The sequence below is a fragment of the Psychrosphaera algicola genome (assembly GCF_028401425.1).
Lineage (GTDB): Bacteria > Pseudomonadota > Gammaproteobacteria > Enterobacterales > Alteromonadaceae > Psychrosphaera > Psychrosphaera algicola.
Genome location: NZ_JAQOMS010000002.1, coordinates 1,138,150 through 1,156,042 on the forward strand (window position 1 = coordinate 1,138,150; position 17,893 = coordinate 1,156,042).

Below are 17,893 nucleotides of genomic sequence, written 5' to 3' on the forward strand. Positions count from 1 at the left end.
GACAGCCTCAGATTCCGTAAAAAGTCACTAATGCCTTTCATGTCCAAAGCATCCGTGATCACGACACCGTCAAAACCCATTTTTTTCTGAGTAAGTCAGTCAAGATAGCTTTCGACATTGTCGCAGGTTTCATCATCGTATTGCCGCTCTTACTGATAAAGGTGCTGCTGTCTAAAGCGGGGAATTGAATATGCGCCGTCATGATCATAGAGACCGCGTTTTTATCGATGGCATATTGAAACGGTGCCAAATCGATATTTTTAATCTGTTCTAACGAATGTCCAACAACAGGCAGTCCGGTGTGGCTATCGACATTGGTATCACCATGCCCAGGAAATGTTTTAGAGTTGCGATAACATTATGCTTTTGCATCGCCGTTAATTGCGCATAAGCCAACTTTGCCACTAATTCTGGTTGTTCGCCAAACGATCTAACATTAATTACAGGGTTGTCTGCATTAACATTTACATCAACGGTTGGTGCATGATTTACGTTAAAGCCAGTTGCAGCGAGTTCTTTACCGATAATATCACCAGTAATTTTTGCAAATTTATCATTAAATTTTGCGTAGGTGGCTCCAATGGCCATATTACCGTTGAACGCTGTCGATATCGAACGAGGCAATCGAGCTACCCGACCTCCTTCTTGGTCGATAGAAATAAACAAAGGTAACTGGCTCGGACTTGATTTTGTCGCTTGTTGAAGTTGATGATTTAGGCTGACAATTTGCGGCAGAGTTTGCAAGTTTTCACTAAAAAGTATGACACCGCCAAGATTGTAGTCACTAATCATCTTTGCAAGTTCTGGCGTGAGTGTCGTTAGCGGTTTCCGGCATTTTTCTGGTTGTCCTTCATCATCACAGTAATAACGAAGATCAAGCATGATCTTTTGCCCAATTAAGTTTTTAACATCCAATTCTGTTGTTGCCATTACTGCATTCTCACCATTGTAACTGCACCCTATTATCCCAATAAAACTGACTAAAATTGATAATGTTAACCATCGAACTTTAAACAAACTGAATCTTGAAAAACCAATCATTCTAGACCTTATTTTATTCACAATAACCTTACTAAATCGACTAAACAGTTATCGGTGAATTTATTCACACTTTGTCCCATGCACTGAGTTTTTAACTGCCATTTATCATAACCCTAATGTAACTTTGAGCTTGTTTTGAAATCGCTCGTGAACATAGCGTCCGCCTATGGCTACAAGTTCACCCTGATAATAGACCAAAGGAATTTTGCATCTCAACCAAGGTGGGCAAGCCATATCTTTAAATGCCTGCTTGACCGATTTAGAACCGAGTCCGTTTGCCATTGGTAACTTATCTGAGTTATTGCCATATTTGATCTCGAATAAATCGTCGAATTTTGACACTATCTTAATTGTCGAATAGCAGTTTTGGGCATCTAATTGACATTCTATATTTGATTTAACCTTAGTTGTCTCGGGCTCTATACCGGTTCCAGCTTGAGCAATAAGGTAAATATGATCCCTATGTCGTTTAAAGTAAAAATCGCCAAATAAAATTTCAGGTTGATGGTCTTGCTGCGCCGTAATGAGCGAAGTGATCACTTGCATTAAAATATTGGTAGACGGATAACTTCCAGTAATTTCAAAACAAAACATACGCAGAACAGCTTTCAATTTAGCCTGCTCAAATTCATTGAGCTTAGCAATATTGAGTGTGACTTCGTTTAAAAAACCTAACCCGATACTCGCCTTATAATCGGATTTGACATAGTCGAGTAATAAATCGGCTTCTTCTTGTAATAATGCAGTTGATTGCGCTATCGCTTGATGATATTGCGGCCAACGTTGCGCCAAAACCGGCAATAACGACGTTCGCACATAGTTACGGTCAAATGAGAGTACGTTGTTTGATTCGTCTTCAACCCACTTTGTATTATAGGCCGTGACATAACTCACCAAGTCTTCTTTAGTTAAATCGAGAAACGGTCGAGCAAGTTGCAGTGACTTTTGACGTCCCAATTTATCAGGAAATGGCGCCAATGACCGCATAGCACCTAACCCAGTTAAGCCTGAGCGGCGCATTAATCTTAATAAAAACGTTTCAGCTTGGTCAGCTAAATGATGGCCTGTTAATAATACAGTGTGCTCACTTAACTGTTCTGCGATGACACCATAACGAGCTACACGTGCCAGTTGCTCTAATGATTGCCGAGAGGACTTTTCAATTGTCACAACAGAGGCGCTAAAAGGTACCTGATGATATACGCACAATTGTTCGCAGAATGCCTGCCATTGCGTTGCGTTTTGACTCAGTCCATGATTGACATGCACCGCGCTGATTTCAAGTGTCGGAATTTTCTTTTTAGCTTCGACAGCCGCAAGCAATAAAGCTACCGAATCAACACCGCCGCTTAATGCAACGGCCAATGGTTTATCTGTTATATTTAATCGTCGTAAATAATCACAAAGATGTTGCGATAACATCAGCATATTTGTTTCCAGTCAGACATAAAAAAGCCATCAAAAGATGGCTTAATTCTAACGGTTATTGACGATTATAGATATCCAAAAGACATCAATCGTTTATAACGTGTATCTAATAATTCTTCTTTTGACATCGTATTTAAATCAGCTAAGTCTTGCTTAATACGTTGTTTTAATGTCGCAGCCATCTTATCCATATCACGGTGTGCGCCGCCTAATGGTTCATCAACGATATTGTCGATTAAACCGTTTTCTTTAATTTTAACGGCTGTGATCCCCATGGCTTCAGCTGCTTCTTCAGCTTTAGTTGCACTCTTCCATAAAATAGAGGCACATCCTTCAGGAGAAATTACAGAATATGTGCTGTACTGCAACATATTTACTCGGTCACCAACACCAATCGCTAATGCACCACCTGAACCGCCTTCACCAATTACGGTACAGATAACAGGCACTTTAAGTCCCGCCATCACTTTTAGGTTACGAGCTATGGCTTCACTTTGACCACGTTCTTCCGCACCAATACCTGGGTAAGCCACATAGGGTGTCGATAAACGTTATGATTGGCATGTTAAATCGCTCAGCCATTTCCATCAAACGTAATGCTTTACGGTAACCTTCTGGCTTAGGCATACCAAAGTTACGTTTTATTTTTTCAGCAGTGTCTCGACCCTTTTGCTGGCCGATGATCATTACTGGTTCATCGTCTAAACGTGCGATACCACCGACAATTGCCAAATCGTTTGCATAGGTTCTATCCCCTGCTAATTCGTCAAATTCAGTAAAGATACGTTTAATGTAATCGTGAGTATATGGGCGAAGAGGATGGCGAGCGATTTGCGCTACTTGCCATGCGCCTAAATTTGAAAAGATTTTTTCGTCAATTCACGATTTTTTTCTTTTAAGTTTGTGATCTCTTGCTCTAGACCCAAATCCAACTCACCACCACGATTTACTTTCTGTAGTTCGTTGATTTTTGCTTCTAATTCCGCAATCGGTTTTTCAAACTCAAGGTAATTGAAACTCATTAATACCACCAAAAATTATTATTATTGCCAACGCTAGTGCACTGACATTCTAGAATTCAATTTTAGGCTCCAACGCCAACTCGTCATTTATGTCGAACATTAATTGTTCATCTGGGCTGACGCGCCACGCGGTTCCTAGCTCAATAACTGCCGAAGCCATTGCATTTTCGTACTCAATTCGAACAGGCGTTTGCCCATCTTTATATGGCAACAAAAGTTTTTTCAACGATTGTTGCAACTTAGCTGCAGCTTCTTCGCTTTTAACGACTAATTTAATGCAGTTAGCGAATTTTTCTCTTGCTGTAGTCATCGACATTACATCTCGACCGGTCATTGTATTGCCGTCACTAAAATTATCAAAGCTGACCTGTCCACTAATTACAATAATTTTCCCGTTTTGAAGAAGATCTAGGTACATATCGTATTGTTCAGGGAAGAAACGCACAGCGAGTCTGCCCGATTTATCGTCAATTGTCACTAAAGCCCATTTACGGCCTTTTTTATTAATCAGAACACGTACATCTATAACGAGCCCAGCTACCGTGATCATTTGGTCTCGGCGAGTTGGTTCCACGTCACTTAATTTTATTTTAGCGTAATGTCGCAATTCACGCCTAAACGCATTAATTGGATGTCCTGTTAAAAATAATCCTAACGTATCTTTTTCACCTTGTAACCAAATAGAGTCAGGCCATGGGTTCGCTACGTTAAACTGTTGTTTAAGCTCAGCAGGCGCTGAATCCAACAATCCAAATAAGTCAGATTGTCCTACATCTGCCGCTTTCGCTTTTTGAGTCGCCGCTTTTAGTGCGTCCTGCAACGTCGCCATAATAATAGCGCGGTTTTCTTGCGTGTGCGGTTCTGGTCCAAGTTGATCGAGTGCACCGGCTAAAACCAGTTTCTCTAATACGCGTTTGTTAATACGTTTTACATCGACACGCGCACAAAAATCAAATAAATCACTAAACGGACCGCCTGCGTCTCGAGCTTCTAAAATCGCTTCGACCGGGCCTTCGCCCACGCCCTTAATCGCGCCGATGCCATAAATAATATGGCCTTCATCGTTGACGGTAAATTTATATGAGCCTGAATTAACACTAGGTGGCTCAATAACGAGTTTCATTCGATCACATTCATCAACTAAGGTAACAATTTTGTCTGTGTTATCCATATCAGCTGACATTACCGCAGCCATAAACTCTGATGGATAATGGCATTTCATCCAAAGTGTTTGGTATGAAACTAATGCATACGCTGCTGAATGAGATTTGTTAAAGCCATAGCCCGCGAATTTTTCAACGAGGTCAAATATTTTCATCGCCAAGTCAGGGTCTATATTGTTATTTTTAGCCCCTTCAGCGAAAGTACTTCGTTGCTTCGCCATTTCTTCGGGTTTCTTTTTACCCATAGCTCGACGTAATAAGTCAGCGCCGCCTAGCGAATAACCAGCCATTTCCTGAGCAATCTGCATGACCTGCTCTTGGTATAAAATAATACCGTAGGTAGGTTCAAGTATTTCTCTTAGGCATTCATGTTGATATTCATGATCTGGGTAGGCAACTTCTTCACGCCCGTGTTTACGTTCGATGAAGTTATCAACCATGCCCGAGTCCAAAGGACCTATGGTCTAAATAGTGCTACGAGTGCAATGATATCTTCGAAGGTATCTGGTTGCAGTTTTTTAATAAGGCTTTTCATGCCCGATGATTCGAGCTGGAATACCGCTGTGGTTTCAGAATTAAGCAACAATCTAAAGCTGGCTTTATCGTCTACCGGAATTTGCGTAATATCGACGTAGTCTTTCTCGTCTTCGATACGGCTATTTGCCATATCAACAGCCCACTGTAAAATCGTAAGCGTTCGTAGGCCTAAAAAGTCGAATTTAACTAAACCGGCCGTCTCAACGTCATTTTTATCAAATTGAGTAACAGGGTTAGAGCCATCATCATCACAGTAAAGTGGCGCAAAATCGGTGATCTTGGTCGGTGCGATTACAACCCCACCGGCGTGTTTACCGGCACCACGGGTAATACCTTCCAACTTACGCGCCATGTCAATAAGCTCTTTCACTTCGCCGTCGGCGTCGTAAGCTTCTTGAAGTTGTGGCTCAACGTTAAATGCTTTTTCTAACGTCATCCCCGGATCACTAGGGATCATTTTTGAAATTCGATCAACAAAACCAAACGGTAAACTCATCACTCGGCCAACAGACTGAATTACCGCTTTAGCTGCTAATGTACCAAATGTAATGATCTGTGATACTGCTTCACGGCCATATAATTCTGCAACGTGATCGATGACTTCATCACGGCGGTCCATACAAAAGTCGACGTCAAAGTCTGGCATCGATACCCGTTCTGGATTCAAAAATCGTTCGAATAACAGGGCAAATTCAAGTGGGTCTAAATCAGTAATTTTTAGAGCATATGCCACCAATGAACCAGCACCTGACCCCCGACTAAGGTCCAACAGGAATGTTATTGTCTTTGCTCCATTGAATAAATTCAGAAACGATCAAGAAATAACTATAAATCCCATTTGGTTGATAACGGTAAGTTCAATATCAAGGCGCTCATCATATTCTTTGCGCTTAATGGCCCTTTCATCTGGATCTGGGAATAAAATAAGTAAACGTTCTTCGAGGCCCTTTTCAGATTCTTTAACTAAAAAGTCCGCCTCTGTCATTCCGTCCGTGGGACATTCAGGTAAGAAATAAGTACCTAATTGAACGGTAACATTACATCGTTTTGCAATTTCAACAGTGTTTTGCAAGGCTTGCGGTATGTCAGAAAACAACTCGCACATCTCATCTTCTGTTCTGAGATATTGCTCTTTGCTGTATTCTTTTGGACGATTTTTATCATCCATTGTTCTTTTTTGATTAATGCAAACACGAACTTCGTGCGGCTCAAAGTCTTCGGTATCTAAGAACATTACTTGGTTTGTTGCAACAACAGGCAATCCCTGTTCTTCTGCAAACTCTAAAACTTGTTCGTTATACAAATCTTCTGGCTTTCGGCCTGTTCGAGTAATTTCGATAAAATAATGCCCATCAAAATAGGCTTTGTACGGTGCAACAATTTCTTCCAGCAGTTTGTCGTTATTTTTGCCAAGCCAAAGGCTAAGTCACCGTCGTAACCACCAGAGAGTAAAATAATGCCCTCTCGATGTTCAATTAACCACTCTTTATCCACCGCCATTTTGTCTTTCACTAACCCACGTGAATAAGCCATAGATATTAGATTGGTGATATTTTTATAACCGTCATTATTTTTCGCAATTAGGGTCATGCGGTAAAACGGTTCGTCGTCTGCACGTCGAAGCCAAATATCGGTGCCAATAATAGGTTTGATGCCAGCGCTATGTGCACCTTCGTAAAACTTAACGAGGCCGCACAAATTCATTTGATCAGTTAATGCAATTGCTGGCATATCAAGCTTGCTCGCTCGCGCTAACAATTTCTTAACCTTCGGCAAACCATCCATCATTGAATAGTCGCTATGCACTCTTAGGTGAACAAATTTTGGTTCTGACATAATTGGGGTATTTTATTTCCGATTTATTATTCTAAACCCAATGCTTTTCGCACGGGTTTGAAGCTTTGTCTATGGTGCGGTGTCGGACCATATTTAGCAAGCATTTCGAAGTGTAATTTTGTGGGGTAACCTTTGTGTTTAGCAAAGCCAAATTCAGGGTGAATTTTGTCTAATTCGACCATTTCAGTATCTCGAGTGACCTTAGCTATTATTGACGCAGCGCTGATCTCAGCGACTAGGCTATCGCCTTTAATAACTGCTTCGCAGGGGACAGGTAAATCAGGGCATCGATTGCCGTCGATAAACACAAAATTAGGCTGAATCTCAAGGCGCGCAACGGCCCTTTTCATCGCCAACATAGTGGCGTGTAAAATATTAAGTTCATCTATTTCACTCGGGTCCGCGCGGCCAATACTCCAGGCCAATGCTTTTTCTTTATTTCTTCAGCAAGCAACGCTCGTTTCTTTTCAGTCAACTTTTTTGAATCATTGAGCCCGTCAATTGGTTGATTAGGATCTAAAATAACCGCTGCGGTCACCACATCGCCAACTAGGGGTCCACGGCCTACTTCATCAACCCCGGCAATTAAATCTATGTTTGGACGGGTAAAAGTAATCGATTGAGTCATTCAATTTACCTTGTTTTTAAATTGCTTTAGCGCGTTTAATCAGAGGCCAAATGGCATTTGCCGCGCGAAGACTGGCATTACGTTGGATATTCTGATGAATGTCAAAAAACTGCTGCTTAAGTTCGTTTTGTGGTTTGGTTAACATTGGCAAAAGCGCTTCAACCATATTTTCTACCGTCATTTCGTGCTGAATAAGTTCAGGAACTAACTCTTCGTTTGCTAGCAAATTAGGTAAAGTAAAATACGGGGTTTTAATCATCCGACTGAATACTTGATAACTTAACCAGCCAACCTGGTAACCGGCGACCATTGGCGTTTTCATCAGCATTGTCTCTAGTGTTGCTGTTCCCGAAGCTAATAAAACCGCGTTAGAAGCCCCCATGACGTCGCGGGCATTGCCAATGCTAAGCTTGATGTTCAAATCAGAAAACGCTTCGTCAATGACACTCTGAATTGCTTTAGCTCGATAGTCATTGACCGCAGGGATCATTATTAGCAAATTGGGTATTTGCATCGTCAGTTGTCGAGCCGTAATCAAAAATGGTCGTAACAAAAATTTAATTTCTGAACCTCGACTGCCTTAGCAATACACCTAAAATTGTTTGATTTAAAGGCAACTGCAATCGTTCTCTGATGGTATTTTGCTGATCTTCTAACGGGATTTGATCCGCCATAGTATGACCAACAAACTCACAGGGCATATCATGTTGTTGATAAAATGCTTGTTCAAATGGCAATAACGCTAAGACAAGGTCGCAGGCCTTTTTAATGGTCTTAATCCGAGATTGACGCCAAGCCCAAACTGACGGACTAACATAATGAACTGTGGTGATCCCCCGCTCTTTTAACATAAGCTCAAGACCCAAATTAAATTCAGGTGCATCAATACCAATTAGCACATCTGGCTGCCACTCAATTAAATCGGCTGCAAGTTGCTTACGTTTTTGAGCAACCTTGGTAGGCGTTTTAATATTTCAACTAAGCCCATGACTGACAATTCGTCCATATCAAACATGGATTCTGCACCGAGTGCCTGCATTTTTGGTCCTGCTACACCTTTGAATGAAATCGAAAACGATTTTTCAGCGGCAAGATCACAAAGCGCTGACATTAAGTCAGCGCCTAAAATATCACCGGAGTGCTCTCCGGCAACGATTGCAATTTTTAGTTCGGTCATATCAATTCCGCAGTTTACCGAATGATCCCACGGCTTGAGTTCTCTATAAATGCCTTAAACGGTGCAATAGCAATATCTTCACCATCAAGTTGTTCAAGTGCTTCAGCAATAGAATTGCCTTTTCGGTAAACTTCCTTATAAGCACGTTTTATCGACGATATTTGTTCCGCGGTGAAACCACGACGTTTTAACCCTTCAGAATTAATGCCTTTCGGTTCAGCGGTATTGCCCGACGCCAACACATAAGGAGGCACGTCTTTTACTACGATTGAATCTAGTCCAATAAAACTATGGGCACCTATATGCACAAATTGATGAACACCAACCATGCCACCTAAAATGGCCCAATCTCCGACATGCACATGACCTGCAACACTTGCATTATTAGCGAAGATGACATTCGAGCCGATAACACAGTCATGAGCGACGTGTGTATAAGCCATAAACAAATTATTACTGCCAATTTTCGTTAAACTTTGATCTTGAATAGTGCCACGATGAATCGTCACATTTTCACGAATAATATTGTTGTCGCCGATTTCTAAATAGGTTTTTTCGCCCGCAAATTTTTTATCTTGGCAATCTTCTCCAACCGACGAAAATTGAAAGATCACATTGTTCTGACCAATCTTGCTCGGCCCTTTGATCACTACATGTGAGTGGATGACAGTTCCGTCACCAATTTCAACATTGTCCCCAATGTAAGTCCAAGGACCTACTGAAACATTGTTACCGAGCTTAGCTGTCGGCGAAATAATTGCAGTTTCATGTATCAAAATAAATTCTCTTTCTCAGCTTATACATAGTTTAATAGTGCAAACTAGACAAAATTCAAGCCCTTGTGGCCGTGCTAGTCGTATAAGTCCATTTCTTATATGTAAAATTTAACAGGTATTCGAGCAGGTGAAAACGTTCTGAGTGGTAAATGTTGTTTATTTAGGCATAAATACAAAAAAGCCGGATATACCGACTTTTTACGTAAGATTTTGGTCATTCTATAATACGCGACGAGCACACATTATTTCTGCGCATGCCACCATTTTACCGTCAACATGAGCTTCACCTGTGAATTTCCAAATACCACGACGTTCTTTAACAAACGTTACGTGGAAGTGAATTTGATCACCCGGTACAACTGGGTTTTTAAAACGAGCGTTATCTATTGCTGCAAACAAATACAATTCGTCAGGGTCAACAGCGCCTTTTTCAGCTTCGATAGTTTTAAAACCAAGTAGGCCAGTTGCTTGTGCCATAGCTTCTAAAATAAGAACTCCAGGAACACAGGACGACCATGGAAAATGGCCAGTGAAAATTGGCTCGTTGATCGTTACATTTTTTATCGCGTGTAGCGTTTCACCAACTTTGTAATCAATAACTCGATCTATCAGCAACATAGGATATCTATGTGGTAAATACGACATGATTTTTTCGATTTCAAATGAGTTTAATTGCTCAGACAAAGTGTGTCTCCTTTCAATACAAAATTATTTATCCTAGTCACTCGATTTCTCAAGCTTTTTAACCCGGTCAAATAGCTCCGTTAGTTTTCTATAACGTGCCGTATTATTACGCCACTCTTTATTTGTTGTTGCTGGCATTCCAGACGAATACACGCTAGGTTCATTTATGTCCTTCATTATGAAGGCCCTGCCAGTAATAAATGTTCTATCACATATTGTTAAGTGGCCACTAATAGCGCAAACCCCACCAATGGTGACATTTTTACCAATTTTAGTACTGCCCGCTATCATAGTGCCGGCAGCAATAGCCGTAAAATCACCAATCTCAACGTTATGTCCAATCTGTATTTGATTATCAATAATGACATGACAACCAATTATTGTATCTTCTATTGCACCGCGATCGATGGTTGTAGATGCGCCAATTTCGGTATGATCACCGATGACAACACGACCGACCTGAGGAATTTTCAACCAGTGTTGATTACCTTCAACATTTAGTGGTGCATAGCCAAACCCATCCGCACCGAGCACGGTTCCTGCGTGTACAGTGCAATCTGAGCCTATCTTCACCGTATGGTAAACCGTAACATTTGGCATCAGTTGAGTTCGACAGCCGAGCATTGTACCCTGCCCGACATAACAACCTGCTCCGATCACTACATCATCGCCTAAAACAACGTGTGCTGCGATCACGGCATTTGCACCGATCTTAACATTTAGGCCAAGCTTAGCGGTTGGGTCGACGGTTGCCGTTTGATGAATTCCGTCGCTTTGCAGTGGCGTAGAATCTAAAACTTGTGCGGTTATCGCAAAACCTGCATAGGGGTTATCCATCACAATGCGGTTACCAGCAAAATCATCTCGCTGTGCTTTAGATAATATCACTGCACCCGCTTGCGTTTCCGCTAAATATTTTTTGTATTTGGCATTGGCAAGAAATGAAATTTGCAGTTTTGTCGCATTCTGTAACGTTGCGATACTAGTAACTGCATAGTTTGAGTCACCGATCACTTCTGTTTCTAAGCCAGTTTGATTGGTTATCTCGGCCGCTAATTGCTTTAACGTAATTGCCATTTTAAATCCTCCCAATAAAAAACCCACTTAGAGTGGGCTTTTTCAATTATAACGCGTAAACCTAAATTAGTTTAATTTGCTGATCCGCGCTGTAACTTTGTCTGAAATGTCTTTTTCAGGAGTCACGAATACAATTGATTGTGCTTGCAACACGATATCGATTTTCTCTTCTGCTGCAACAGCATCAACGGCTTCTTTAACAAGCGCTAAGATCTTGTTGCGCTCTTCAGTTTGACGTTGTTTAAGTTGTTGGTCTAGCGGCTGTGCACGACTTTGAAACTCTTTTTGCATTCCTTCGATTTTAACTTTAAGTGCTTCTTGCTCTTCTTGACTCATTGTCATTGATTCGCGTTGAAACTTTTCAATACTAAATTTTATGTCACTTTGTAATTTAGTCAGTTCTTCTCTCGGGCCAGCAAATTCTTCATTTAGGGTTTGCATCATTGCTTGAGTCTGAGGCAATTGAGCGACAATTTTTTGTACGTCAATTACAGCAATTGATTCTGCAAAAACCGATACTGAAAATAAAATACCAGCTGTTGCACCTAAAATCTTTTTCACTAAAGTCATTGTTTTACTCCAAAATTATTATAAATCTTTCAATTAGAATGTTGTACCGACATTGAAGCTAAATACTTCATGCTCGTCTTCTTCGTATTCTTTTAACGGCTTAGACCAAGGTAAATACCATAGGTCCCATAGGTGAAAGCCACTGAATTGACACACCGGTAGACGCACGATAGCGACTAGGGTCTGAATAATCAACTAACTTTGCACGTTCATTTGCCGATAAATCGTCATAGTAACCAAGATCAAACTCGGTATCCCATACATTACCAACATCAACAAATATTGATGTACGAACCGAATTTACGTATTCATCAGATAAAAATGGTGTTGGTGTAATTAGCTCAATTCCACCAAATACAGATGCGTTACCACCAGTTGCACGGTACGTTGTCGACAAGACATCTTTTTCCGAACCCGCAATTACACTTGTTGTGCCACCAAGTTGATTTGGTATTCCACCAGAAATTGTTTGAGGGCTTCTAACAATTCCTTTTGGTCCAATCGTATTACTTTCAAAACCACGTAAGTCGTTTGAACGTTGTTGCATATTTTCCCAAAATGGCAATGTCTGTTGATTACCATCAAGCGTTCCGTAACCATTACCGTAGTTCATTTCTAATCGAGTTAAGAACGTCCACTTATGATCACGTGACAATGGGAAATAGAATTTCGAGTCAAAGTTAAACTTAAAGTACTCTACGTCAGAACCCGGAACCGTCACCTTAAAACCGTAATATTGACTTGAACCATTACTTGGGAATACGCCGCGGTTTAGTGTGCTACGACTCCAGCCAATTGACGCTTCGACCGATTCAAATTTGAACTTGGCATCTGGGTTGTCAGGGTCAATGAACGAGCTCGCAAATCGACGGATCTGATCGTATGGCTGCAACGCTGATATCTCAATATCTTTATACGCCATACCGACACTAACACGGTTATTTTCCATAACCGGCCAACTTAATGTTGGACCGACGGTGATTGTTTTACGCGAATACGTTACTAGATTAACTTTTGACGCATCATAATTACTGTAAGAGATTTGGCCACCAAGACTTACGCCATCATCCGTAAAGTAATTATCGGTATAGTTTAGAGCAATTGTTTGCTGCGCTTTCCAAGTGTTAAGTGAAATACCAACCGAGTTACCTGTACCTAAAAAGTTTTCTTGCTGTACCGACGCATTAAATGCAAGCCCAGTATAATCACCATAAGAAACACCTGCTTGGAATGAACCTGACGGTTGTTCTTTAATGGTAAATTGAACGTTTACCGCATCGTCACGGCTCTAGGATTTCTTTGACTTCGAACTCAACCGTTTCAATGTATTTTAAACGTTGAATAAGGTTTTTAGATAATTCCAATAACTCATTAGATAATGTTGCACCTTCAAACTGGCGTATCTCACGGCGCAAAACTTCATCTGACGTATTAAAGTTACCTATGAACGAAACACGCTGAACATAAACACGTTTACCTGGGTCAACCGAGATAGTTAAAGCAACTTCGTTTTTCTCTTCATCAAGCTGAGGAATCGTCTTAACCTGTGCATTTGCATAACCAAAGCGAGCGAGGTATTTAGTGATCATTTCTTCAGTGTAAGTAACAACTTCACCGTTATAATGCTCATTGATTCTAATTGGTACGAGTCTCTTAAGAAACTCTTCTTGTCCCAACAAGTCGCCGATAAATTCAAAACCAGTCACCGTAAACGGTTCACCTTCAGTCACGTTAAGTGTGATGTAAACCGATTCTTTATCTGGTGCGACTGAAACTTGAGTCGATTCAATATTAAACTTTAAATAACCAAATTCTAAATAGTAGTCACGTATTGTTTCAATATCGCCCTGCAGTGCTTGCTTTTGATAACGGTCATTATCTAAAAACTGCCACCAAGCCAGGTTTTGCTTTGATTCAATCTTAAGTAACAATTCCTCGTCTTCAAAAACCTCATTACCAACAATGTTAATTTGACGAATTTCAGCTGCGTCGCCTTCTTCGAACTCAAACTTTAGCTTTACGCGATTTCGAGGTAAGTAAGTGACACTCGCATTTACCGTAGCATTGTATTTACCAACACTATGATAGAAGTCGGTAAGTGCCGACTCAATGTTCGTTAAGATAGTTTTATCGAGGGATTCGCCAACTCGTATATTAGAGTCGTCTAAACTGCCTTGTAACTGCTCGTCTTTAATATCACTGTTACCATCAAATTCAATAACGCTGATGGTAGGTCTTTCCGTCACCTTATAAATTATTGTGTTGCCATCACGGTACACTTCAATATTTGCAAAATGGCCAGACGCGTATAAGCGTTTAATCGATTGCGCTACATAAAACTCAGTTATTTCGTCACCTGCGGAAAACGGCACATGCGTCAGTGCGGCACCAAGTGCGACACGTTGCAAACCATTAACTTGAATGTCTTCAATAACAAATCGTTGTTCGTCTGCAATAGAAAAGCAACTAAGAGAAATTAAGAGAATACTAACTACGATATGTTTCATTATTATTTTTGTTCCAATACAACTACTACAGGCAAGATATAATCAGCCACTACAATCTGCCGAAATCATTCATAATGGCGATACCCATTATCATTAATAATGCAAAAGCACCGATCCTAAAACCGATTTCTTGCACCCTTTCAGAGACAGGTTTACCTCTAATTAGTTCAATTAAAAAATACATTAAGTGCCCGCCATCCAATATTGGCAGTGGTAATAGATTGACTACACCAAGATTGACACTTATCAAAGCTAAAAAACTGACAAAGTAAACAATTCCGCTCTGAGCACTGATACCAGCGCCCTGTGCGATTGAAATAGGACCACTTAGGTTATCTAATCCAATAACGCCTGTTATTAACTTGCCGATTGTCTGGAAACTCATGGTGATTAATTCATAAGTTTTAACAACTGCTTTTTGTACGGCGGGCAAAATACCATATTGATGATTAAATACATAGTCTTTTGGCCAATTCTCAAACTTAGGTGCGATGCCAAGGTAGCCATTGCTGAAACCCTCTGCGGTCGGTTTGTTAGTTGGCCGGATAGTCAAGGTTATACGTTCTTCACCTCGTTGCACCAAAAGCACTAATTCCTTTTCTGCGGATTCACTTATGATCCCGGTGGCCTGTTTCCAAGTGGTTAATGGAACATTATCCAAAACCAACATAGTATCGCCAACTTTAAGCCCGCCTAAGTCGGCCGCAGATTCAGCAACAACATGACCTAACTCAAGCGTTGGTTCTGGCCGAAATGGCTCGATACCAAGCCCACTGAGCAACTGCCCGTCCGAAACGGTCCAGCCTATCGTATTTAGTGTTGCTGTTGTTTCAAAGTTGCCACGACTTACTGTGAGGTTCACCGTGTCGTTACCAATATGATTGATTAATGCATAGCTCGCCGCTTCCCAATCTCCAACTGACTGATCTTCAACTTTGATGATTAAATCATTGGCATATAAACCCGCATGTTGCGCGGGTGAGTCCGCGATAACGTTACCTATGACAGGTTTTACCGCCGGTACCCCCATTAAAAACATGACAAATAACGCAAATATCGCGAATATAAAATTCATCATTGGGCCTGCAGCAACGATTGCAATTCTTTGTTTGACGGATTTTTGATCAAAGCTAAATGGTTTGTCTGCCTCTGCAACGTCGTCAACACGACCGTCTAACATTCTTACATAGCCACCTAATGGGATTAGACCGATAACATATTCAGTACCGGTTTTCCCGTGCCAACTGTAAATTGGTTTACCAAAACCCACCGCAAAACGAATAACTTTTACCTTGTTTTTTCTGGCAACCCAAAAGTGGCCATATTCATGTACAAATACTAAAATACCTAGGGCGACTACAAAGCTCAGTAGGTTCCAAATAAAATCAATCATAACAATGGCTCCAACACTGCTGTGGCAGCATATTTTCGACTCATTGTATCTAGCGCTAATATATCGTCTAAACTCGCTACAGACTCACCAGCAAGCTTATTTAGTACACCTTCATTTATTGTTGCGATTTGATTAAATCCTATTTGACGAGATAAAAACGCGGCGACAGAAACTTCATTGGCAGCATTCAGTATCGTTGTTGCTGCTTGTCCACATTTAGATGCTTCTAATGCTAATGCTAAATTTGGAAAACGGTTTAAGTCAGGCGCTTGGAACGAAAAATCTGCAAGTTGGGTAAAGTCGAGTGGTGTTACCCCGGAGTCAATTCGATTTGGAAAAGCCAACGTATGAGCAATCGGTGTGCGCATATCAGGTTGTCCCATTTGCGCAATTACCGAGCCGTCATTGTAACTCACCATCGAATGAATAATAGATTGAGGATGGATAATGACATCAATTTGTTCAAAACTAGCATTAAACAGCAAACGTGCCTCGATAAACTCAAGACCTTTGTTCATCATTGTGGCGGAGTCCACAGAGATTTTAGCGCCCATATCCCAATTAGGATGGGCCACTGCCATTTCTGGGGTAATCGCTTCAAATTCATTTAGTGGTTTAGTTAAAAAGGTCCACCAGACCCCGTCAATAAAATTTTGTGAACACCGGAGTCTGTTAACTTCCCGCCTTTTTGAACTGCGGCAGGTAACGCTTGAAAAATGGCATTATGTTCACTGTCGACCGGCAATAAAGTTGCGCCACTTTTACGAACTTCATCTAAGAATAATTCGCCGCTCATGACTAAGGCTTCTTTATTTGCCAACAATATTCGTTTGCCCGACTTAGCGGCGGCCATTGTAGGCTCTAAACCTGCGCCACCAACAATAGCGGCCATAACAGTATCAACGTCAGTACAAGCTGCAATTTCTACTAAGGCTTCTTTACCACTGAGCACTTTTACCGAGCTTGGTACTAATGCTTTAAGCGCGCAAGCCGCAGCTTCTTCTACCATTACTGCAATTTGAGGTTTGTGTTCTAAACAAATCTTAGCCATTGCTTTAACATTGGTATTGCCGCTAACAGCATATAGGTTAAATTTATCTGGATGACGACATATAACATCGAGTGTCGAAAGCCCTATTGAGCCGGTTGCTCCAAGGATTGTTAGATTCTGCATTGTCGCCAATTAATTAAGATAAAAATGACTGAAAAATACCAAAAACACAGGCATTGCAGCGGTTAACGAATCGATACGGTCCAATAATCCACCGTGTCCGGGAAGAATATTGCCACTGTCTTTCATGCCAGCGTCACGCTTCAACATGCTTTCACTCAAGTCGCCAAATGCAGAAATGACACCAATGGCTACGCAGGATAAGATCAGTACAAACCAGCTATCCATCGAAGTTTCTGAATTCCACAATACGTAAACGGTTAGTAAAACAACAGCAGCCATTCCACCCAAAAAGCCTTCAATCGTTTTTCCAGGACTTACCCGTGGCATAAGTTTGTGACTGCCAAAACGACGTCCCGCAAAATAAGCGCCTATATCTGCGGCCCATACAATACCAAAAACAAATAAAGCGAGCCAAGCGCCTTTATCGACATCTAACTCATAATGCCATTGACGTATGGTTAATAATGCAAGCCAAGCCGGTATAACGGTTAAATAACCAAATACGGCCTTAACAATAGGTTGATGTTGCCAAACGCGATTCCCACGTGGGTAAATCAAAACTAATACTGAGCTGACAAACCACCAGCAACAGGCGCATAACATAAGTAAGTAGTTTTGTTCGGTCAGTTGACCTGTAATGGTCCACAGGTCTTGCTCTAGGTAACCTAAATAGAGTGCCAGTCCAAGAGCGACTGATCCGCCAGCATAAAGCAATTGATTAACAGCGGATTTTATCTCGGCTAATTTACTCCATTCGTAGGCTGCATAACCAAATACCCCTAAAGATAACCAAGTAAACCAGTCTGATGGCAGATTAAATAACGCTAACAGTAATAACGCACCCAGTATCAAGGCTGTAATAATTCGTTGTTTTAACAAA

General features: G+C 41.1%; 7 protein-coding genes and 7 pseudogenes. All 14 read right to left on the bottom strand.

Features of this window, described 5'->3' with window-relative positions; translation table 11 throughout:
- Positions 1-58: 58 nt before the first annotated feature.
- Positions 59-1,041: pseudogene (locus PN838_RS26100) on the bottom strand (glycoside hydrolase family 3 N-terminal domain-containing protein).
- A gap of 105 nt (positions 1,042-1,146) precedes the next feature.
- Positions 1,147-2,469: a tRNA lysidine(34) synthetase TilS gene (tilS, locus tag PN838_RS06135; RefSeq protein ID WP_272180044.1), complete on the bottom strand. Its 1,323-nt coding sequence runs from the start codon at positions 2,467-2,469 to the stop codon at positions 1,147-1,149.
- 65 nt (positions 2,470-2,534) lie between these two features.
- Positions 2,535-3,491 (bottom strand): annotated as a pseudogene (gene accA / locus PN838_RS06140) (acetyl-CoA carboxylase carboxyl transferase subunit alpha).
- A 49-nt stretch (positions 3,492-3,540) separates the two neighbouring features.
- Positions 3,541-7,027, bottom strand: a pseudogene (gene dnaE / locus PN838_RS06145) (DNA polymerase III subunit alpha).
- Positions 7,028-7,053: 26 nt separating this feature from the next.
- Positions 7,054-7,643, bottom strand: a pseudogene (rnhB, locus tag PN838_RS06150) (ribonuclease HII).
- A gap of 28 nt (positions 7,644-7,671) precedes the next feature.
- A pseudogene (gene lpxB / locus PN838_RS06155) lies at positions 7,672-8,832 on the bottom strand (lipid-A-disaccharide synthase).
- A 14-nt stretch (positions 8,833-8,846) separates the two neighbouring features.
- On the bottom strand, positions 8,847-9,608 hold the full coding sequence (lpxA, locus tag PN838_RS06160; protein WP_215962724.1) for an acyl-ACP--UDP-N-acetylglucosamine O-acyltransferase: 762 nt from the start codon (positions 9,606-9,608) through the stop codon (positions 8,847-8,849).
- Between the two features lie 219 nt (positions 9,609-9,827).
- Positions 9,828-10,292, bottom strand: a complete 465-nt coding sequence (gene fabZ, locus PN838_RS06165) for a 3-hydroxyacyl-ACP dehydratase FabZ (RefSeq protein ID WP_272180045.1) — start codon at positions 10,290-10,292, stop codon at positions 9,828-9,830.
- A gap of 33 nt (positions 10,293-10,325) precedes the next feature.
- On the bottom strand, positions 10,326-11,369 hold the full coding sequence (gene lpxD, locus PN838_RS06170; RefSeq protein ID WP_272180046.1) for a UDP-3-O-(3-hydroxymyristoyl)glucosamine N-acyltransferase: 1,044 nt from the start codon (positions 11,367-11,369) through the stop codon (positions 10,326-10,328).
- Positions 11,370-11,435: 66 nt separating this feature from the next.
- Entirely contained in the window at positions 11,436-11,939 is a 504-nt protein-coding gene (locus PN838_RS06175; protein WP_215962721.1) for an OmpH/Skp family outer membrane protein, read from the bottom strand.
- Positions 11,940-11,972: 33 nt separating this feature from the next.
- A pseudogene (bamA, locus tag PN838_RS06180) lies at positions 11,973-14,452 on the bottom strand (outer membrane protein assembly factor BamA).
- Positions 14,453-14,495: 43 nt separating this feature from the next.
- A complete protein-coding gene (gene rseP / locus PN838_RS06185) occupies positions 14,496-15,839 on the bottom strand; it encodes a sigma E protease regulator RseP (protein ID WP_272180047.1) in 1,344 nt (447 codons plus the stop codon).
- Positions 15,836-17,013, bottom strand: a pseudogene (ispC, locus tag PN838_RS06190) (1-deoxy-D-xylulose-5-phosphate reductoisomerase). Before ispC ends, rseP begins: the two are co-directional and overlap by 4 nt.
- Before the next feature lie 9 nt (positions 17,014-17,022).
- Positions 17,023-17,892, bottom strand: a complete 870-nt coding sequence (locus PN838_RS06195) for a phosphatidate cytidylyltransferase (protein ID WP_215962717.1) — start codon at positions 17,890-17,892, stop codon at positions 17,023-17,025.
- Position 17,893 lies beyond the last annotated feature (1 nt).

Bases quoted from the DNA above. Each gene is read 5' to 3' on its own strand.
- tilS (WP_272180044.1), bottom strand. From the start codon at position 2,469: ATGCTGATGTTATCGCAACATCTTTGTGATTATTTACGACGATTAAAT.
- lpxD (WP_272180046.1), bottom strand. From the start codon at position 11,369: ATGGCAATTACGTTAAAGCAATTAGCGGCCGAGATAACCAATCAAACT.
- PN838_RS06175 (WP_215962721.1), bottom strand. From the start codon at position 11,939: ATGACTTTAGTGAAAAAGATTTTAGGTGCAACAGCTGGTATTTTATTT.
- rseP (WP_272180047.1), bottom strand. From the start codon at position 15,839: ATGATTGATTTTATTTGGAACCTACTGAGCTTTGTAGTCGCCCTAGGT.